At 32.5% G+C, this 22,490-nt stretch carries 9 protein-coding genes; 1 reads left to right on the top strand and 8 read right to left on the bottom strand.

Features of this window, described 5'->3' with window-relative positions; all coding sequences use genetic code 11:
* Window positions 1-149: 149 nt before the first annotated feature.
* From C1I91_RS25915 to C1I91_RS25925, 3 genes are all read right to left on the bottom strand, one after another.
* On the bottom strand, window positions 150-8,717 hold the full coding sequence (locus tag C1I91_RS25915; RefSeq protein WP_128215517.1) for a glycoside hydrolase family 94 protein: 8,568 nt from the start codon (window positions 8,715-8,717) through the stop codon (window positions 150-152).
* 229 nt (window positions 8,718-8,946) lie between these two features.
* The gene (locus tag C1I91_RS25920) at window positions 8,947-10,242 is read right to left on the bottom strand and encodes a M18 family aminopeptidase (protein ID WP_128215518.1); all 1,296 of its coding nucleotides are present in this window, start codon (window positions 10,240-10,242) and stop codon (window positions 8,947-8,949) included.
* A gap of 496 nt (window positions 10,243-10,738) precedes the next feature.
* Window positions 10,739-12,496: an N-acetylmuramoyl-L-alanine amidase gene (locus C1I91_RS25925; protein WP_128215519.1), complete on the bottom strand. Its 1,758-nt coding sequence runs from the start codon at window positions 12,494-12,496 to the stop codon at window positions 10,739-10,741.
* A 401-nt stretch (window positions 12,497-12,897) separates the two neighbouring features.
* On the opposite strand from C1I91_RS25925, the gene C1I91_RS25930 reads away from it, so the two are divergent.
* A complete protein-coding gene (locus C1I91_RS25930; protein WP_128215520.1) occupies window positions 12,898-14,076 on the top strand; it encodes a cation diffusion facilitator family transporter in 1,179 nt (392 codons plus the stop codon).
* 298 nt (window positions 14,077-14,374) lie between these two features.
* Here C1I91_RS25930 and C1I91_RS25935 read toward each other — a convergent pair whose 3' ends face one another.
* The 5 genes from C1I91_RS25935 to C1I91_RS25955 all read right to left on the bottom strand — a co-directional run bounded on the left by C1I91_RS25935 (window position 14,375) and on the right by C1I91_RS25955 (window position 22,472).
* Window positions 14,375-16,204 (bottom strand): LTA synthase family protein, encoded by a 1,830-nt coding sequence (locus C1I91_RS25935; RefSeq protein ID WP_128215521.1) that lies wholly within the window; start codon window positions 16,202-16,204, stop codon window positions 14,375-14,377.
* Between the two features lie 1,072 nt (window positions 16,205-17,276).
* A complete protein-coding gene (locus tag C1I91_RS25940; protein WP_128215522.1) occupies window positions 17,277-17,999 on the bottom strand; it encodes an amino acid ABC transporter ATP-binding protein in 723 nt (240 codons plus the stop codon).
* Window positions 17,986-18,645 (bottom strand): amino acid ABC transporter permease, encoded by a 660-nt coding sequence (locus C1I91_RS25945; RefSeq protein ID WP_420808444.1) that lies wholly within the window; start codon window positions 18,643-18,645, stop codon window positions 17,986-17,988. The genes C1I91_RS25940 and C1I91_RS25945 overlap by 14 nt, the downstream gene beginning before the upstream one ends.
* A gap of 175 nt (window positions 18,646-18,820) precedes the next feature.
* Window positions 18,821-19,639: a transporter substrate-binding domain-containing protein gene (locus C1I91_RS25950; RefSeq protein ID WP_128215523.1), complete on the bottom strand. Its 819-nt coding sequence runs from the start codon at window positions 19,637-19,639 to the stop codon at window positions 18,821-18,823.
* Window positions 19,640-20,339: 700 nt separating this feature from the next.
* On the bottom strand, window positions 20,340-22,472 hold the full coding sequence (locus C1I91_RS25955; RefSeq protein ID WP_128215524.1) for a HelD family protein: 2,133 nt from the start codon (window positions 22,470-22,472) through the stop codon (window positions 20,340-20,342).
* Window positions 22,473-22,490: the final 18 nt, after the last annotated feature.

The raw sequence follows: 22,490 nt of genomic DNA on the forward strand, positions 1-22,490 counted from the left end.
ATAATTTGGTATATATATGCTCTATTCAACTACATATATTAACCAGTAAATTCAGAATATATATGTCTATATAATATAAAAAGTACATTTGTAAAAGAATTCGCTAAAGAATGTGATCTTTAGCGAATTCTTTTTTTTTAATTTAAACCTTATATATGAACTTCAACTTCGTGGTTTCCTTCTAGGAATGGAACCACTTCATCATCTAATGGATTACCATCTAGTATTATCACCTTAGAAATATCAGCTCCAGCCTTATTAATCTCCTTTAGGTCCTGGCTTACTACTATATGATAGTACATATTGTCTTTGTTATATTCTATCTCGTATTGCTTCCAGTTGGTTGGTACAGCTGGATTTATAGTAAAGCCTTTACCATAATGAGAGTTAAAACCTAGTATATATTCAACTGCAGCTTTATACATCCATCCGGATGCACCAGTATACCAGCTCCAGCCACCTCTTCCTCCATGCGGTTCTTGTAAATATACATCTGCAGCCATAACATATGGCTCTACTTTATAAGTTTTGCTAGAAAGTTCAGAGGAACTGTGATTTATAGGATTTATCATATTAAAGTATTGCCAAGCTTTATTACCCATTCCCATCTTTGCCAAGGCTACAATAACCCAAACTGCAGCATGAGTGTACTGTCCTCCGTTTTCTCTTACTCCAGGTACATAACCTTTAATATATCCCGGCTCTAACTTAGAATTATAAAATGGTGGGTTTAAAAGAAGTATTAGACCTTTATCTTCTTTTACTAAGTTGGTGTCGATGGCCTCCATAGCTTCCTTAACTCTTTCAGGTTTTCCTCCACCGGTTATAGCAGCCCAGCTTTGCGCTAAGGAGTCGATCCTACACTCATCATTTTCCTTAGATCCTAATGGAGTTCCATCATCAAAGTATGCTCTTCTATACCAACCACCATCCCAAGCATTCTTCTCCAAATTCTCTAATATGAAGTCTCTATTATAGGCAAAGATATCTGTATTTATCTTATCCTTTTTATAACCTGTTATATCTAAGAAATCACCTAGTATTTCGTATAAGAACCAACCAAGCCATACACTCTCACCCTTTCCTTCATTACCTACAGTACTCATTCCGTCATTCCAGTCACCGCTGCCCATGAGAGGTATATTATGTTCACCATACTTTAATGATCTATTGATAGCTCTTACACAGTGCTCATATACAGTTCCTGAGGTTCTGGATTCAAACCTATCTGAGTATCTCTCATCTTCACCTTCCTTAAGAGGTTCATCATAAAGGAATGGTGCTTCTTCATCTAAAATGCTATAGTCTCCAGAAAATTTTATGTACTTAGAAACAACATATGGTAGCCATAGTAAGTCATCACTGAACCTAGTTCTTATACCGCTATTTACTACAGGATGCCACCAGTGCTGAACATCACCTTCCTCATATTGTCTTGAAGCACTTCTTAGTATTTGGTTTCTTGTAATCTCATGGTTCAATACACCTAAAGACAGAGAGTCTTGAAGCTGATCTCTATATCCATAAGCTCCACCAGATTGATAGAAGGCTGTTCTAGCCCAGTATCTACAGCTCATAGTTTGATATATAAGCCATCCATTTACCATATAATCCATAGATTTATCAGGAGTCTTTACTTTAATAGTTCCTAAGAAGTTTTGCCAGTATTCCTTAACATTTTCTAAGGTATCGTCTACTGCTCTGAAGCTACTATATTTGTTTATAACAGTTTCTATAGCTTCTAAGCTCTCTTCAGCTCCTAACATTAGTATTATGGTCTTTCTCTTATTTGGCTTTAATACAACCTTAGTTTGAGCGCCTAAACATGGATCAAAGCCACCGCCTACAGTATCAGATAGTTTTTCTAGCCTTAAGGCACTTGGATAACCCAGGCTTTCATTTCGTCCTAAGAACTCACTTCTGTCTCCAGTAAAACTCTCTTCTTGACCTCCATAAAACTTAAGGTAGCTCTTATAAGTACCAAAGCTTGAAGAGTATGGATTTGATGCCCATATAAATCTTTCATTTGATTTCTTACTGCCAGAAGGTTCATCAGTAGCACTACCAGCCATATCTATATCACTAATATATGTAGATATATATTGAGCAGATTGTTGAGGTACAACTCCTAACACCAACTGAGCATAATAGTATAGAGATATTGTTCTATCTTCTTCTCCGTTATTCTCAAGTTCTATCTTTAAGAGTTTGATGTTGTCTTGCATAGAGCAAAACATAGTAGTTTTGCCTTTTATACCATGGTAATCATGGCTAAAAGCAGAATATCCAAATCCATGCTCTATAACATATTCTCCTGTATCTCTTAGAGGCTTAGGTGTTATACTCCATATTTCTTCATTTACATCATCTCTCAGATAAAGACCTTCAGTTGATGCATCCATTACCCAGTCGTTATTCCAAGGTGTTATCTTATTTTCTCTTGAATTGCCTATCCAGGTATATGAAGATCCACTTTCAGACACATGAAAACCAAAGTTTCCATTTGAAATTACATTTATCCAAGGTGCTGGAGTATCTCTGTGGTCATTTAGTACAACTACATATCCACTTCCGTCTTTTTTAAAGCCTCCATATCCATTAAAGAAATCTAGTGATTCTACATCATAAGCATAATTAGTAACCTCTTCTGAGTTTACAAATTCACTATACTTAACATTACTTTTATCATTAGATAAATCAGTTTTACTAATTTCTCTAAGTATAGTTTCTCTTCTTGGAAGATCATATCCTTGAAGTTCTTTATGTCTTAACAATATATCTGCTCTTACCTTCTTATCCTTTTCTTCCCATTGCTTCATCTGATTTAGCAACGTTCCTCTATCAGAACTAATCACAAGCTTAGCTATGCCTATTAAGAAATCTCTCATATCTTCACCTAAGGTACTTTTACTATGAAGATATATTCCACCTGGCTTATTCCAATAATCTCTTGATTGAGAAGTATTGACTTGTTCTATTATATTTTTTTGAACAGGAAGATCATAAGAGGTCTCCTCATCATTATAAATAACTAAGTCTGTTTTTAACCCCTTACTTCTCCAATAATAATGCAGATTTATAACCTGTCTTAAAAGGTCCATATCAGCTTCTTCTTTTATCACAAGCATTAATATTGGAAGATCTCCTGAAATTCCGTATGGCCACAAATCTCTTTGATGCTTATTAAGATTTTTTATATATTCTTCATTTTCTCTTCTATAAGAGGTCAAAAATAGCATATTAGAAGCTAAAGATTGGAACATATTTGCTTGGAAAGACTTTATAGCAAGATACTTCATTTCTAATGCAACCTGCTGAGTTGCTCCTATAAATGCTCTTTCCACAGAACTATTGTCTGTGTATCTGTTTGCAATCTTCATAACTTCCTCTCTGCTGTCAGCTGCTATAGTTACGTAAGATAAAGATACTTTTTCTCTAGGAGGTATTTTTACCATAACTCTCATAGCTATGATAGGATCTAAGACTATACCTATACTATTTGTCAAAGCAGCGTCATTATCCATGGCTCTCGGAGCTCTAAGACTTCTATTTCTTCCGATAAAGTTCACCCTAGAGGTATCATAGGATACTGAGCCGATAATATCGCCATCACTTACAATCTTTTGAATTAAATGATTTTGCTTTTGTCCTTTAGCTCTAGGCCTTCTCTTGGCAATAATACATCTGTTTTCCTCATCATATTCAGTTGTAATAAACAAATTTGAGAATGTTGGATGAACTACATCAGCACTAAATGGAGCTAAGGTTACTTCCATATAGCTTGTTATCTCAATACTTCTTTCGCTTTCCGAATTATTTTTTAAAGTTATCTTTCTTACCTCTGCATCATACTGAGAAGACACGCAGACTTCCATTGAACTTTCAATATTTCCAAAAGTTCTTTTAAATAAAGCCTTATCTAAAGTAAATTGGACTACCTCGTCATCGCCCATAACTCTACATGGTTCGTAGGAAGGACTCCAGTATTCATTGCTGTTCAAATTCTTTATATAAAATAATATACCGCCACCTTCATCCGTTGTATCAGACTTCCATCTATTTATAGTCATTTCACATTTCTTGCTAAGACTACTTCCGCTATTAGTAAGAACAGTTGAATATGACCCGTTTGATAAAAGCAGTACCTCTGGATTCTCAGTTATAGAAGAATATTCTCTTACTATAAGTGCTTCTTGTTCTGTCTTTATTTCTGGCAAATCAAACTCTTGCTTTCTAGTAAATATTTCATGATAGCCTTGTTTTTCTTGAAGGAGCAATTCAAAGGCTTTAACTTGAGGTAGCTTATGGAATCTTTCTTGGAGTATATTATCGTTTGCAAAGTTATCCAAAGACATTAAACTCATGCCTTGGTGATGAACCATGAAACATTTCACCGTTGATTCTTTCTTTCCTCTAGTTATCCTTTCCTCAGTAAAATCTATGGCTTCATAAAATCCATATCTCCCTACCATGCCTTTATTTATTAAATTATTCATATTTTCTATAGAAGATAAGGGAGCAAAACTTAACGCCATAACTGTAGAGTATGGAGATACTACAAGTTCGTCTACCAATCCTCTTTTTAGCCCTATTCCTGGAACTCCAAAGGCTTTATATTGATAGTTCATAGCAACATCAAAATGATAGAAGGCTGATTCTGATATTCCCCATGGAATTCCCCTTTTATGAGCATAAATCTTTTGAGCTTCAATCACTGAATTATAAGTCATATCCCATAGAGTACCTTCGTAATTCTTCATTATCAATGCTGGCATGAAGTATTCAAACATGGTTCCACTCCAAGAAACAAGACTCTTCGTTCCAAAGGCAGTAGTTATAGCTCTTCCTAGCTTAAACCAATGATCATACTCTACATCACCTTTAGCAATAGCTATGAAAGAAGCTGCTCTTGCTTCTGAAGCTAACAAATCATAACAGTTGTCTCCTAAGGTATTATTCTCCATATCATATCCTATGGAGAATATCTTCCTATGGCTATTGTACAAAACTTTAAAGTCTGTTTCAGAAGCCATGGTATCTAGTCTTCCAATTAGTGTGTTAACTCTTCTAACCAAACTTAATATTGATTCATTTTTTATCCTGCATTCTGCCTTACTAGTTTTACCTACGTCTTTAGCTTCATTGTAAACTATATCTCCCAATGAAGTAGCTAAATTTATGACAGGCACCTTAAGCAACAATTTATCTATTTCATCCAGCATACTGCTATCATTTGCTACAGCTTCATCATCAAATTCTGAAACCTCCCCAATCTCTGCCAACTTCATTATGGCTTCTCTTTTTAATTTATCAACCCAATATAACTCTTTTTGCTTATGTTGAAACTCAATATCTAAACACTTTTCTACAATCTGCCTTAGTATTCCTACATAATTTCTTATACTCATATCTTCGCTAAGTATAGTGTCTTTTTCAAGCTTAAATAGAGCTTCTTCTTTTAACTCTTCTTCGATTATACTCATTGTATCAATAAGAGCTATTCTTTGATTGTCAGAAATTAAAGGCTTTTTTAGATACTCGTTTAGAGCTTCCTCAATAACCCACAAATACCCAACTAGGTTTCCGCTATCTACAGTAGAAACATATCTAGGCCATAACGGATTTCTTGTTCTCGTGTCATACCAGTTTAAAAAATGTCCGTGAAACTTATCTAGTTTATCCATACTATTAAGGATTTTCTCTATCCTATCTACTAAATCAAATAAAGTAGAATATCCCATATCTCTTGCGACTACATTGGACATCAGTCCCATTGCCATATTTGTAGGAGAAGTTCTAAAAGCTACCCCATTATTAGGGTCCTCTTGGAAGTTATCTGGGGCTAGGTAGTTATTTTCTTCATTTACAAAGTCCTCATAATACGCCCAGGTTCTTCTGCTCAAGGTTCTAATAAGCAACTTATCTTTCTCTGATATATCCTTAAATGTGGTGCTTACATTCCTATCTTCTTTGCTTATTAAATAGGCAATTATTGGGCTTATAATCCATAGCACAGAAATGATTAAGTTCGTACTTCCTAGGGATATTGACTTGTTAAAAGTGGCTATTAAGTATAATAAACCAATAACAGATGAAGCCCACATATACTTAAAATAGCTATATAAATCTTTGCTGCAGGCTGCTTCAACATCTGCAGAAGTCTGCCACTGTAATAAATTCCTCTTTGATATAGTTGTTCTATATAATGTCCTGCCTATGGCATCCAACATAAGCACACATTGGTTTGGTAAAAAGGTTATTGTGAGTAACACTTGTTTTAAACTTCTTAAAATATCCTTTTTCTTATATTTAGGAGTAATCAGCATATCAGTAAAAGCAAATGCTACAAGAGATATTATTCCTAGCAAAGAAAAAACGTCCCACATCTCTCCGTTTTTAAGAGTTATTATGGTTATAAATAAACTTATTACAATCCAAGGAGCTACTAAGCTTCTCCTTAGATTGTCAAAGATCTGCCACCTAGATAATAACTTTAACTTCCTACTAAACAACCAAGGAAGTATCTGCCAGTCTCCCCTCACCCATCTATGGGATCTCATACTACTAGCTTTATAAGAAGCTGGATATCCATCCACTACATTTATATCGCTTACTAGAGCGCATCTAGTATAAGACCCCTCAAGTAAATCATGGCTCAGTACAGTATTCTCAGGTATTTCATCCTTTAATATATTGTAAAAGGCGTCTATGTTTATGATGCCTTTTCCTGTGAATATACCTTCTTTAAACAGATCTTGATAGGAGTCAGATGCTGCACTAGAATAAACATCTATGCCTCCATCTCCTGCAAATATTTGAGTAAATATTGTTTTTTCTGATGCTTCTATCTTCATGTCAACCTTAGGCTGCATTATTCCATAGCCTCTTAAAACCTTGTTATCCTCACTAACAACTGCATTGTTAAGAACGTGGGCCATAGCACCTACTAGCTTTTTACCTGCTGACATAGGAAGTATTGTATCTGCATCTAGCGTTATTAGATATTTTGCTTTTCTAAGCTCATCAATATTTCCACTGATCACATTGTAGGTTGTGTCTGCATCATGTCTTAATAAAGCCATGAACTCCATAAGCTTCCCTCTTTTTCTTTCCCATCCCATCCAGACTTTATCTCTTTCATTGAAAACTCTTTTTCTGTTAAAGAAAAAGAAGTGTTGCTCCTTATGGCTATAATACTTATCATTTAAGATCTCCGCCGTTTTTGTACCTATATAATTTATATCTTCATCCTTTTCTTCTTCCTCATCTTTAGAATCACCTAAATCACCTAACAAGGCAAAGTATAGGTTATCATCCTTGTTGGCAATATGATACACTTCTAAAGAATCCATAAGTTCTTTTACCTTATGAGGGCTGTTAAATATAGCAGGTATAACCACCAAGGTTCTGCACTGTTCTGGTATCCCCTCTTCTTCAAAATTTAACTTAGGTAGAAAATCCGGTTTATAGAGCTTAGTAACACTCCAATTTAATATACCAACAACAACTTCTGACAATGGCAAAAGTACTACCAAAGCTCCAGTAATAAGTTCAGCATTGGACATATTAGGAGCTGCTAAGTAAACTAAGGATACTATAATAATTTCAAATAAAATCACTAGAAATATCTGATATAAAATAAAGTTAGCTGGAGTTATAAACTTCTTCTTTCTGAATCTTCCTATACTCTTCTCTAAATCTTTTTGCCCATCATCTAATAGGTAATAACCTACATGCGCTTTATACCTGTCTTCCTCCAAAGGCCCTGCAGAATTACACAATCTTAAAGCTTCTTCTACTACCTTCCATTCCTCTTTAGAGGTCATCCTGCTGATTTCTTCAACCTTATGCCTATAAAAATCCTTAGAGTCAAAATCCATTAAACTATAGGTACCTTCTGGATCTTCACTTAGAAGTTTTTCTATTCTTGATACGCTGTCAAAAACATACTTCCAACTTATAGCGTCAATGGTTCTTAGTGAAGTTATATAGTTGCCCATAGAAAGCTGCAACTTGTTTTCTCTTATAAACTCCCCAGTTATGGCATCCTCAAACTTTTCTTCCTTCGTTACCTTTTTAGCTAAAGTTTTATAAAGCTCATCGTTATCAATGGAATTGTCTCTAAGAACTCTAAAAAGTTTTTCTCCCATTTCAATAGAGAACTTCTCGTCACTTTTTCCTATGTCATCAATGGTTTTTTCTAAACTTTCTTTATTGCTACTATCTATTATTCTATAAGCTAGTTCTTCACCAGCTTGCTTTTCCTTTTGAATATAAGCAAGTTTATCTGTAACCGTAGCAATCCCTTCAATTAACCCCACTCTTAACATCAAAGGAAATGCCCATAGTTCTCCTAAGGTTATGTACTCTCTCTCGTCACGGCCTTTTAAAAAGTTTATGGTATCATTCTCTTCAATCTTTCCATCATTTGACTTCAAGATTTCCTTTGCTAAAAGATAAACCTTAGGACAAGACTCCTCTCCATTTACTAAAGGAAGATTTTCAAAGTAACCCCATGGCATATTTAGTTTTATAGTCTTATACTCTTTTTCTATAACATAAATATTATCTAGTAGCCATTCTGCAGCTCCTACTATATCCTTATTTTCTTTTACTTGCTGATTGATATATTGATAATTTTCTAGTATTCTATTATAACTTTCCTTTAGAGAATACATTATTCTCCTTCTGCAGTTAACTGAATCAAGTATATTCATGAGTATTATCCTTCCCTCTCTATAGTGTACATTTTATTTTTTCCAATTATAGAATAATTATAGTGGTTGTCCCTTAAAAATTTTTAACTACCTCAAGGCATTGGTATATAAGGCTTTAGCCCACTTATTATAGAAGGATACTATATTTACCACAAATTTTTTTAACCCTGATTAAAGCAAAAAGCCGTAAGTTATGTAATCTAACTTACGGCTTTTACGTAGTATTAATTTATATCTTATAAAACTCTTCAAAGGATTTTATGCAATAATAATGATCCTTTACTCCACCTAACTCTCTTACAGAGTGCATAGAAAGTATTGGTGTTCCCATATCAACTGATCTTATATGCAGATGAGTTGATGATATTGGTCCAATTGTTGAACCTCCTCTTAAGTCTGACCTATTTACAAACTTCTGAACAGGCACTCCAGCCTTCTTACATATTTCTTCATAAACAGCTGATGAATTGGAATCAGAAGTATAGCTTTGAGATGCAGCTATCTTTATAACTGGTCCTCCGTTTACAACTGGCTTAAGTACTGGATCATGTTTTTCTCCATAGTTAGGGTGAACTGCATGAGCCAAATCTGCAGATATCAAGAAGGACTTTGCAAGTGCTCTAAAGTAATACTCCCTATCTCCGCCTAAAGATAAAACTATTCTTTCCAATATATGTGCCAAAAGCTCAGAGTCAGCTCCTTGCTTAGTTGAGCTTCCCACTTCCTCATTATCAAAGCAAGCCATCACATTTGTAGCCATAGCTGCTTCTGTTCCTGTAAGAGCCTTTATTCCTGCATGAACCATGGCTAGATCATCTAGTCTTGATGAAGATATAAACTCTTCATTCAAGCCCATTATGCAGCCCTTTTCAAATTCATATAAGAACAAATCAAAGTCTAATATGTTCTCACTTTCAACCTTTAACTCCTCTGCTATTATATTGATTAAATATTTACCTTTTTCAAGCTTATCATTGACCATTGCAAGCAATGGCAATGTATCCTTTTGTCTATTTAGCTTAACTCCATCATTTACGTCCCTATTCATATGGATAGCTAAGTTAGGTATAACAAGGATTGGTCTATTTATATTTACAAGTTTAGTTTCAGGGAATAGAGTATTATTTGTTCTTAGGGTTACTCTACCAGCTATTGAAAGCGGTCTATCAAACCAAGTATTTAGTATTGGTCCACCATATACCTCTGTATTTAACTTTACGTAATTACTTTCAGCTTCTATTTCCGGGTTAGGTTTAACTCTAAAGGTAGGCGAATCAGTATGCGCACCTATTATTTTAAACCCACTTTCTGCAATCTTTCCATTTCCAACCTTGAAGGCTATAATCGCAGAATCATTTTTTGTAACAAAATATTTACCTTGTTTTTTTAGACCCCATCTATCTTCTTCCTTAAGCTCCTGGAAGCCTTCATTAATCAATATTTGTTTCACCTTATATACCGCATGAAATGCAGTTGGACTTTCATATATAAAATCTATAAGCTCTTGTGCTATTTGCTTTTCCATAATTTCACCTCTCCGTTTTATAGTATCTTAATTTATTATATTTAATATTTCCTACATTATCAAATTATTCAATAAAAAAGTCGCTGAAGCGAGTTTTTTTGCGCATCTGCCTTTTCTGAATGCATGTGAAGAAAATCTGGCAAGCTAATAAGATTTCTTTTTTTACCATTTATTCTAACTACCAGTTCTAAGCCCTTGATATCACTCGGTTTAGCTAAAAACAATATATTTTCCTAGATAGTAAAAAATGGATTGTGTTGAAATTAAGTGGTCAGTGATCTGCTACTTTACTATAAAATTAAGACCTCACTACTTTATATATACATATCTTAAGCAGTGAAGTCTCAATATAGTAACATTATTATATAATACATTTTCCTAATATATATACTTCAATCAAGTTCCTACATTTAATATTTCTGTATTTAGTTCATCTTGCAAGACTTTATATGTAGAATTATTTGCGAAGAATATATAAATTTTTAGATTTGAACACCTAAACTTTTATATACTCTGCTTTGACATACCCCTGTTTAGTCCCAGTACTAGTTGAGAATTCAATTTGACACCAACCATTTGATTGAGACTTAACACTTACAGTAGCATTATTTAATAAATATCCAATTATTAAGGAGCTAGTAGAAGCACTCTGCCTTACATTAAGGTTAGTAGATACATTTATAACTTTACCTATCTTATAAGTCTGAGCAGTAGTATTAGAAGAAAGACTCGCTGTAGGTGTAGTAGTAACTTGTGTACTTGTTATTTGTATGTACTTGCTAGAAACATATCCTTCTTTACCACTAGCAGCAATCTTATACCAATCACCTTGCTGTCCTTTTATATCAACCTCTGTACCATTGCGAAGATAAGCTAATGCAGCATAGTTAGCACCTGCCCCTGTTCTCATAGTAAGAGATGTAGATATATTTATAACCTTACCTTTTCTTACAGTTACTTGAGTACTACTATTATTACCAGTACTTGCTCCATTTTGATTTGTTGGAGTAGTTGTATTTGAAGTGGCTGAGGTATTAGTAATAGGGGTCGTTTGATTATTCTCTATAGCAATATATTGCTTGCTAACAAAACCAGTTTTATTGCCGTCGAAAGTTACATTATAAAAGCCATTCTGTTCATAGTTTACTTTTACTGCTGTATTATTTTTTAAATAAGCTATTATAGTTGCTGTTGAAGAAGCAGCAGTCCTGACATTTAAGCTTGTAGATATATTGGTAACTTTTCCGTTCTTAGGAGTATTTTGTTGATTTCCACTTGGTGTTTGTCCACTCGTTGAGCCTCCAGTTGAGCTATTATTAGATGACTGGTTGCTTGAAGAGTTATTTGAAGAAGTTAATGATCCTTGTGTTATTACAACATAGTTCTTGCTTACATATCCATACTGTTTCTGTCCATCTTTAACGAAATCAATCTTATACCAACCATTATCTTCTGAATATATATTGATATTTTGTCCTTTAGCAACGCTTCCTATAACATTTGAAGTACCACTAGCCTTCTCTCTTATGTTTAGAGACGAAGATACATTGGTTAGAGTCCCCTTTGCCTTAGCTGGGGTATCTGCGGAACTTGAATTTCCTTGGTTTTGTCCTGAAATTACCTGCTTAAAGTATGTCCATAATTCCGGTCTGTCTTTAATCATCATCTTAGGGCATATCTTACCGGAAACATCGTAATGCCTTACCACATTTTCTGCAGGAATATTATATTTCTGCATTAAGTATTTTGTAAGCGCAATTCCATTCTCCAAGGTTTTATCAAAATTATTATCTACATTTACACATAATTCAATAGCTATAGTATTAGAATTATTTATTATAGGATTATATCTATCTCCACAGTGCCAACCTCTCCAATTGTCTTCTAGCACTTGGATTATATTACTTTGATCCACAGTATAATGAGCTGAGGCTTCTGCTTCTGGATGGTTTGCAAAATAATTTCTGTTAGCCATTGCGTTAGCACCAAACTGTCTGTTGTCTGTATCATGTATTACTATGTATTTTGGTGCTATTGATATACCTACAGAGTAGTTTATATTTATTAATTGCTTATTGACTTTTATCCCATTTAGAACTGGAGTATCAGTAGTTTTTAGACTTTCTTGTTGTGAGTTCGTATTTTGAGTACTACTACTTTGTTCTGCCCCTAATGCTTGTACAGCTTCTTCCGTCAATACCATAGAAGTTATTGTTGTTGATACTATAAGCGCCGTTAAAAACTTTTTCTTCATATGCTTACTCCTCAAATTTACTTATTACATTTTATATTGGAACTTATATTTTTTCATGTGCTAAATATACCATTATTATAACACCTTATAACAAATTCTGCTTAATTATACCTAATTATTTATCGTAATTAATTCCTTAAACATTATATAATAATAGCAATTATTTACTTAAGTTTGTACTTATAGGGAACCTTAATTTATAAGTTGCTTTTTTAGCATTTATTTCTTGAAAAAAAACTATAAACCACATAGAATTGATATAGCAAAGAATAATTTAGTAATTAAAGTTATTCATAGAATATGTTTATTAAAACTTTTAATAATAAGCATATATATTATATTACTATATAAGCTAAAACAATAAATTATTTATATTGTTATTTTTTAATGGAGGCTAAGCTATGATCACTAACTACCTAATAAAAAGCGTTTCGAAAGACAGTACTAATTATAAAAATGAGCGAATAAGGACTAAATTAGGTTATGCTGCCGGTGTAGTAGGCATTGTAGTCAATTTTATTCTTTTTACTATAAAACTAACAGTTGGGATTTTAACTGGCAGTATTTCCATAATGGCTGATGCCTTTAACAACCTTTCAGATGCTGCCTCTTCTATAGTAACTATAGTTGGCATTAAGCTTTCTAATATGCCTCCAGATAAGGAACATCCTTTTGGACATGGGAGACTTGAGTATATATCTGCTCTAATAGTTGCATTCATGGTGATGTTAGTAGGCTTTCAATTTGTAAAATCTTCTTTTGAAAGAATTCTCCATCCTGAATCAGTGGTATTTGAATGGATACCTTTCATACTACTGTTAGTGTCGATTTTGTTTAAGATATGGTTAAGTAGGTTTAACAAATCAATAGGGGATAAAATTGATTCCTCTGCTTTAAAGGCTTCAGCTTTAGATGCTTTAGGTGATGTATTTACAACTAGCGTAGTAGTTATATCTTTCTTTATTGCTAGATTCACAGTGTTTCCTCTAGATGGATATATAGGTATAGTGGTTGCTTTAGTAATACTTTACTCTGGTTTTTCTCTTGTAAAAGAAACCATGAATCCACTTATTGGCTCAGCACCCGATGATGAGCTGGTAGACTCTATAACTGAAGGAGTTCTTTCTTATGAATATGTTACAGGAGTACATGATTTAATAATACACAATTATGGACCTGGAAGATGTATGGCATCGATTCATGCCGAGATCCCTTCAGATATAAATATAATGAAGATTCACGATATAATAGACACTGCTGAAAGAGAACTATCAGAAAAGCTTAAAATTTATCTGGTTATACATATGGATCCAATTTGTATGGAAAATGAAGAAATCAAATCAGCAAAAAAAGAATTAGATAAAATAATATCATATAACCCACTAATAAAATCAATGCATGATTTTAGAATTGTTGGCGAGGGCGAAAAAAAGAATCTTATTTTTGATATAGTGGTTCATTCTGCTAAGCTTAATAAGATAATGAGCGAAGAACAACTAAAATCAGAGATTACAAATGCTATAAAGCAAACACATCCTCAATATAACTGCGTTATAACCGTAGATAAAGATTTTAGGTAAAATAAATGTATTGATAAAGTATTGTGTTGAAATTAAGTAGTTAATCATCCGATGCCTTAATGAGCTTACGCAAAGAATTAATATGATTCTGTCATATTACATGGCTAAAACTGTAAACTCACTACGTTCGAACAGTACAGTTTTACTCTTTATTTAACCATTCACTTTTTATAAATCTTATGTACCTTAATATTAAGAATGCTATTAAAATAAAGAGTAAAAAGAGAGAATATATTACAGAATTTTTAGCGAAAAAGCTTCAGGAAAAATACTTTCCTGAAGCTTTTTTACTGCTATGTTATTTATTATTAAGGTATTTACCTCTAATAAATAGATCTCCGATCTTTAAGGCATCCTCTAGATGCTTTTTCTCTTTATCATCTTTAGGGGTTCCTACAATCTGTCCGTAATTCAATATAGTAGCATCTCTATTTGTATTAACAAGGACTCTTCCCATTGTACTACTATCAAATTTATTTCTATCTATACCTATAAGATATGATACTGTTGGTAAGAAATCTATCTGACCTCCAGCCTTTGAGATAGTCTCTCCCTTTGAATCTTTACTATATATTATGAAAGGTATTCCCTTATCGTCTTTTTGCCACCAATCTCCTTCAAACTTAACTTGTTTAAGCTGAGCAGGATAGAACTTATGCACTCCTGTATGGTCTCCATATATAACAACGATAGAATCCTTTAATATACCTTCTTGATCTAGCTTATTTACAAACTTTCCTATTTGTTCATCTGTATATCTAACACTTTGGAAATATGCACCTAATATTGATTTATCAAAATCTTGAGGCAGATTCAAAAGCTTGTATTGGTCTGGTATATCAAATGGACCATGACTTGTAAGAGTAACCATAAAAGAATAAAATGGCTTAGGTACATCCTTTAACTTATCTGCAATTTGATTTAAATATGATCCGTCAGATATTCCAAGCCCTATTACTTCATTTACATTAAATCTACTTATATCCCAAATATCATTGAAGCCCAATGATCCTCTATGTACCTCACTCCAATTCCAATTTCCTGCAACCTCTGGATGAGTAGAAACAGTACTATACCCTTTAGCCTTAACTAGATCTGGTAATGTAGTATAAGGAGTATATGGATTATTAAAGAAGGTTGCTCCTTGTCTTATTGGTAGTATTGAAGTATTTACCATAAGATCAGCATCTGAACTTGTCCCGTTATTGTTTTGCTCGTGAATATTATTAAAATATAAACTGTTTCCTATAAGCCTGTTTAGGTTTGGAGTTATCTCTTGACCGTATGCTTTCTGTCCAATAACAAAGTTTTCTAAGGACTCCACTTGAATAAAAATTAAGTTTTTACCATTAAACTTACCTTTATATTCGTTGTCTGGTATGTTTTCTTTGTTATCATTAAACCACTGAGTTATTTCTTGCTTATCGTCATCTGAAAGCTTAACTGCATTCTTTTCATGCAGAGTCTTATAAATATCATAGCCATGGTACCCAAGTGGACTCATATTGGACATAGTCTGAAAAGGTGCCCAGGCTATTCTAAATAGCATCTTTTCTCCCTTTGTTCCGTCAATAACATCTATATAATAATAAGATGAAATTAAGGTTACAACTGCCACTACAAGGGTAAATGCAAAAGCAAATATATTTCTTTCACGAGTTTTTATCTTACTCTTAAGCTTAATACACATTGCAGCTATGGCTATAAAATCAATAAAATATAATATATCTATAAATGCTGGCCTAAATAAACTTTTGTTCAGAGGGTTAAATAATTTAGGATATATTATATGTCTTAAAGACAAAAAGGTTCCGTTAACTCTATAATACCAAATATCTGCTAATAGAAGTATGCTAATAAGTACATCTAATATTATTAAATATCTAATTCTTCCCTTGTGTTTAAACAAGAAGCTTATACTAAGAAGTAGTACTATACAAGCAATGTGTGCCCATATTGGAGGAGGTGTAAAATACATCCTCTTAAAATCCAAGGAAGAAGAACCAGGCGTTCTTAACATAGCTAAAAAAACCATAGATTTTAGCATATATATAACACCAAAAATTAATGGAATTAAAATTACATTTACTAAGCTTTTAATCTTTTCTGAAAAAATCTTGTTATTCATCACATCACCTCGTTTGTTTATATTTATTCATACCTAGCTTGATTGATAGCCTTTAGTCTTTTGCTTGTACTCATTAGAATATAAGCTTTGCAAATACTTATAGCCTTAAAATGATATATTTTCACATCAATTAATAATTTATACTTATTCAAAGGTATATTTGTTACAGGTTTATTACAACTTCGGACAAGTGTAAATTAAATTAATAGTAAACTAATTTCGCCACCATATTTACTTATTATACCATCTAAGATTAATATTGCAAAAACATCTTAGCTATTCAATTGATGATACTTTGTAACTTTTCTTTAACAATAAACTAACCACTCCTCTTATGGCCATCAATTATTATATATTATAATAATGCTAGATACTATATAAATGTATAATTGTTTCAACTTATTTAATATTTATTTAGTTTTAGCTTTTTTTGCGCATCTGCCTTTTCTGAATGTATGTGAAAAAATTTTGGCAGCCGATATAATTTTTTTTGTTTACCCTAAATAGCTTCTCTACAGCCTTGATATTATTAGGTTAAAATAAAAAATCTCTTTATAATTTCCTAGACAGTAAAAACGCTGCTCATTAAACATGAACAGCGTTCCTGGGGTTTATATTAAAAACAGTACAGAGTTCAAACCAAAATATAACTTATTTTAATTCTATATTTATTGATCAGATAAATATAGAGCTATTAAAAGTAATACTAAATTTGAAATCTGTTATTGGGTTGGCAATTAATTATTTCTAACTGACCCGTCTTTTGCTATGCAAGCTATATTATCTCGAAGCACAGGCTTTAAATTATCCAATTTTAAACTTCTATCACAATAAGAATTTATAGAAATCTAAAATTGAATATTTAAATACTAAAATTGATCTTGCCCAATATCGTATATAAACACATATTATAATTTTCAAATTCTCTCTTCTAAAGTTCAAGAGAGAATTTGAAATATAGATGTGCCACTTCTCACTAAAATTGACATTTTCAAATCCTCCTCTAAGAAAATAGATAGATTTTGAAAATATATTTTTGATTGAAGTGGTACATCTTTAGATGTATCACTTACTAAAGAACTTTTGACAAGAAATCTTGAGTTCTTGAGTTTTGAGGATTGTCAAATATTTCTTCCGGTTTTCCTTGCTCTACTATAACTCCACCATCCATAAATATTATTCTATCTCCAACTTCTCTTGCAAAGCCCATTTCATGAGTTACCACTATCATAGTCATACCTTCAGCAGCAAGTCCTTTCATAACATTAAGAACTTCCCCTACCATCTCCGGATCAAGAGCTGAAGTAGGCTCATCAAAAAGCATCACATCTGGTTCCATTGCTAGGGCTCTAGCTATTGCAATTCTCTGCTTTTGTCCCCCTGACAAAGACGCAGGATAAGCAGTAGCTTTATCTCTAAGACCAACCTTGTCTAGTAGCTTAAAAGCTACTTCTTCTGCTTTAGCTTTACTTAATCCCTTAACCTTAATAGGTGCTAGGGTTATGTTGTCTAAGACCGTTTTATGTGGGAACAAGTTAAACTGCTGAAATACCATCCCCATCTTTTCTCTTATCTTATTTATATCTACATTCTTTCCTGTTATATTGTTACCTTCAAATATTATCTCTCCATCTGTAGGCTCCTCAAGCAGGTTTAAGCATCTTAAGAAGGTACTTTTACCAGAACCACTTGGGCCTATTACAACAACCACTTCACCTTTTTCGATATGGTCAGTGATTCCTTTTAAGACTTCATTTTTACCAAAATATTTGTGAAGATTATTAACGTATATCACTTACTCTCAGTCTCCTTTCGAATGCACCAACTAACTTAGATAGTGTAAATGTCATAACAAAGTAAATTATAGCTGCAAATATTAATGGAGTAAAAGGTTCAAAAGTATTACCTCTTACAGTATCAGCTTCATACATCAATTCTGCTATTCCTATAACAGATACTATTGATGATTCCTTTATTATTGTTATAAACTCGTTACCTAAAGCTGGCAATATATTCTTTAAAGCCTGAGGTATTATTATATGCCTCATCGTAGCAGCATGACTAAGTCCAAGACTTCTTGAAGCCTCTGTCTGTCCTTTATCTACTGCATTTATTCCTGCTCTTATTATTTCTGCTACATATGCACCACTGTTAATTGAAAGAGTTATTACTCCTGAAACTATACCTGAAAAATGTATTCCTACATAATCCAGACCATAGAATATAAGATACAACTGAACTAATACAGGAGTTCCTCTTATAAACTCAATATATATAGATGCAATAAATCTCAATATTTTATTCTTAGAAAGCTTCATTAAACTTAAGCAAAGTCCGATTAACGTACCTATTATTACAGTGAAAAATGCTATTATTATTGTATATTTTGCTCCTGTTATAAAGAAATTATGGTACTTGCTCCAAATATCTATAAAACCCAACCCGATTACCTCCAATAATCTAAGATATAGCAGGCACCCCTACCTACTATATCTTAATCACATTATTAATATATCCCCAAATTAATTACAGCCCCATTTTATGCTTATTGCATTTTGGTCTTTTCTTAATCAAACACTACAACTTGCTAATCATTAGTTGTTTCAGCTTGTAAAATTATTGTTCTACTGCATTAGCAGCATCTACTACTAATTGATCTATTTTATTATCTTTCTTCAACTCGTCTATAGTATCATTTATGATCTTAAGTAAGTCGTCTGAACCCTTTGCCACAGCTATTGCTGATCCTTGTTCTTCTGCTTTTAAATCGAACTTTGCATCGCTTATTGCTAGATCACTATTCTTTTGAACATAAAGCTTTGCAACTGGTCCTTCTACCACTGCTGCTTCAACCTTTTTATTCTTTAAGTTAAGAATTACATCAGGAATTCTACCTACAGAATTAGGTTTTGAATCCTTTATTTGGTCCTTTGCAAGGCCTTCTTGTACTGATGACTTCTGAACTCCTATAGTTTGACCTTTTAATGCATCTAATGAATTGTACTTATCTTTATCCTCAGCTCTAACTACTACATATTGAGTTGCTGTGTAGTATATATTAGAGAAATCTACGCTCTGCTTTCTTTCTGCTGTTGGATTCATACCTGCTATTACTAAATCAGCTTTATTAGTCTTTAGAGCAGCTACTAAACCATCAAACTTCATATCACTTATTTCAACTTTTACACCTAGCTTCTTAGCTATAGCATTAGCTATTTCAATATCAAAACCTACTATTGTATCCTTACCATTTATAGATTTATGAAATTCATATGGAGGATAATCAGCACTAGTAGCTAATACTAATTTACCTGCTTTTTTAATTTTATCCACCGCACTAGTAGTACTATCTTTTTTAGAACATCCAACCACGCTAAATGCCATTATCCCAACCAAGGCAGTAGCTAACACTGTTTTTAATATACCTTTTTTCATTTTAAAACCCCTTCCTATAATTACAACATTTATTGTTTCCCAAATTAGATTATGTATTATTCCTTTAACTGAGTATAATTATACATTAATTATTTATTTTTATGCAAGTATTTTTTAATAATTCTTAAACATTTGTAAATGTATATTTATTAAATCGTTTAGATATATTATAAAAGCAATCTTTTAGGAGTTTTTTTCTTAATTCATTAAAATATTATGCTATGGAATATTTTTTCACCCATATTTTCGTCGAATATATTGATGTATTTATTAGGGATATATGTAATCTATTCTTAGCTGTTTGTCCATTAAACTCATTACAAACACTTGAAATCACTATATTTTACTTTAATAAAAGCTTATAACTATTTATACAACAAAAAATGCATAAAATGTCCAACTTACACATTTTATGCATTAAAAAACTTTCTATTTTTCTATAATAACTGTATATTTATTAGATTTATATGTGTATTATCCACTAAACAGCATAAAAGCTCAAGTTTTATACTACTTGATTGACATAATTGGTATCTTAAGTATATTTAATATTATTGTCAATCTACGTTCAATAATACTTTTCAAATTAAGTGGTGGAGAATTAGATACTCTATGAGCGAGCTATTAGCGCAAGCTCATTAAAGCATCGGATTACTGACCACTTAATTTTAACGGTGCACTTTCACAGAGCCTATTAGAATTATAATTTAGCTTTTATATCCTTAAGAATATGCAATGCTCTAGTACACATAACATATTTTATTAAATCTTCTTCTTTATCTACATCACTTTCCAAGTCAACAATTACTACCCCATCAAACTCCAATCCTTTTGCAAAGTATGATGGTATAACTACAGTTCCACCGTTGTATATTACATCTTCACTATTAAACTTAATCGCTGGAACAAACTCTCTAATCTTAGGGAATATTGTGTTCATATCATCAGCATTTCTTGTTATAATAGCAATACTCTCAAGTCCTTCATCCTTAAAATCCTCTATAGCTAATAGTATTTCATCCACTAGATCTTCTTCTGAGCTTATATTTAATGATTTAACTTCTTTTCCTTGTCTTACCAAAGGTATTACCTTTTCTTCTTTTAAGAACTTATTAGCATAGTTCATTATCTCCATTGTTGATCTATAACTAATGTTTAAAGAGTAATTCTCCACTTCATCCTCTGGATAAATTGCTTCGATACTCAACATCGCTGCTTCTTGCTCTGTATTTACAAGTCTTTGATTAGTATCTCCAACTATAGTCATACTCTTACAACCAGTTAATTCTTTTATTGCTCTAAACTGTAGCTCGCTGTAATCTTGAGCTTCATCTATAACGATATGCCTAATATCACTTTTTGATTTTTTTCCATCAAGCTTTATCATTAGATAAAGTATAGGAGCTAAATCATCTGAAGTAAGCTGCTTATAGCCATTAAATCTATTATATATATTAAATATAGATTCATTATCTATCCATTCTTCGAGTTCAGCTCTAGAGTTCATTAATTCTCTTACTATCTCTCTTATCTTTATCTTTCTATTAAATTCTATATTATTTTCTTCTATTAGACGATCATCTGGTTTTAGACTCTTTTTATATTCTTCCGTTTCTTTATTAAGTCTCCAAACTCTTTCATCTCTTTTTTCTTTTATCTTAGATATTAAAACTCTTTTAATTTTTTGACTTCTTCTAAAAATAGGCATATATAAGAAATCTTTTTCGAACATATTTTTAATGTATTCTGCACTTACAATCTCTTCCCCAAAGTACTTTACAGGTTTTATCTTAAAATATTCTTCTTCTATAGACTTTACCAAGCCATCTAATTTATCAATAAATTCTCTAGATTTCTTAAGCTTTATATCTTCTATAAATTCCTTATCTCCAGAAAGAACCTTTTCCATATATTTCGAGAATTCCATTATCTCTTCATTAAGCTTAATTTGCTTTATAATAAAATTGCTTATAGTATCTTGCTTTACACCAACTTCTCCGAGACTTGGAAGTACTGTTGATATATATTCCATAAATATAGCATTAGGTCCTAGTATTAAAACTTTATCTCCAAGTTGTTTCCTATTGTTATATAATAGATATGCTACTCTATGAAGGGCTATGGTTGTTTTTCCACTACCAGCAACTCCATTTACTACTACGGTCTTCTCCCTAGGTCTTCTTATTATTGCATCCTGCTCTTCTTGTATTGTCATGATTACATCTTTAAGCTTATCACTAGAATTAGAACTCAATACCATCTGTAGTATATCGTCCTTAACATCTACTGCAGAGTCAAACATGCCTTGAAGCTTTCCTTTTTTTACAATAAACTGTCTTCTCTCTTTGATTTCAGACTCTATCTCTCCAGCAGGTGAATTGTATGAAGCTTTACCTAAACTCCCATGATAAAATAAAGAAGCAACAGGAGCTCTCCAATCTACTACTATTGGATCATAGCTTCCTTCAGGAGTAACCCCAAATCTTCCTATATAAAGTGTTTCTAAAAAATCTTCCTCTTCAACAAATGATACCTTTCCAAAGTAAGGAGTTTCTTTAAGTATTGTTAGTTCCTTAAGCTTCCTATCTATCGTCTTAAAAGCTTCTTCCTTAACATATCTCTCATGATCAAAATATTCCATTACTTTGTCTTCATCATCTCTATATTCTTCAATATGATTTTTTCTGTAATCTAATATATATTCTGATATGTATTTACGCTTCTCTAGGTAATTTAAAATCTCTTGGTTTATTATCCTTAAGGTTTCATCTAGCTTTTCTTCCTCGAATAATAATTGTAATTCTTTTTCCCTGCTTGAAGTAATATCTTCCATTCAAATCACCTTCCTTAA

This window comes from Clostridium manihotivorum, from assembly GCF_004015185.1.
GTDB classification, from domain to species: domain Bacteria; phylum Bacillota; class Clostridia; order Clostridiales; family Clostridiaceae; genus Clostridium_AR; species Clostridium_AR manihotivorum.

Coding starts and splice junctions, on each gene's coding strand:
- C1I91_RS25915 (WP_128215517.1), bottom strand. CDS start 8,717: ATGAATATACTTGATTCAGTTAACTGCAGAAGGAGAATAATGTATTCT.
- C1I91_RS25920 (WP_128215518.1), bottom strand. CDS start 10,242: ATGGAAAAGCAAATAGCACAAGAGCTTATAGATTTTATATATGAAAGT.
- C1I91_RS25925 (WP_128215519.1), bottom strand. CDS start 12,496: ATGAAGAAAAAGTTTTTAACGGCGCTTATAGTATCAACAACAATAACT.
- C1I91_RS25930 (WP_128215520.1), top strand. CDS start 12,898: ATGATCACTAACTACCTAATAAAAAGCGTTTCGAAAGACAGTACTAAT.
- C1I91_RS25935 (WP_128215521.1), bottom strand. CDS start 16,204: ATGAATAACAAGATTTTTTCAGAAAAGATTAAAAGCTTAGTAAATGTA.
- C1I91_RS25950 (WP_128215523.1), bottom strand. CDS start 19,639: ATGAAAAAAGGTATATTAAAAACAGTGTTAGCTACTGCCTTGGTTGGG.
- C1I91_RS25955 (WP_128215524.1), bottom strand. CDS start 22,472: ATGGAAGATATTACTTCAAGCAGGGAAAAAGAATTACAATTATTATTC.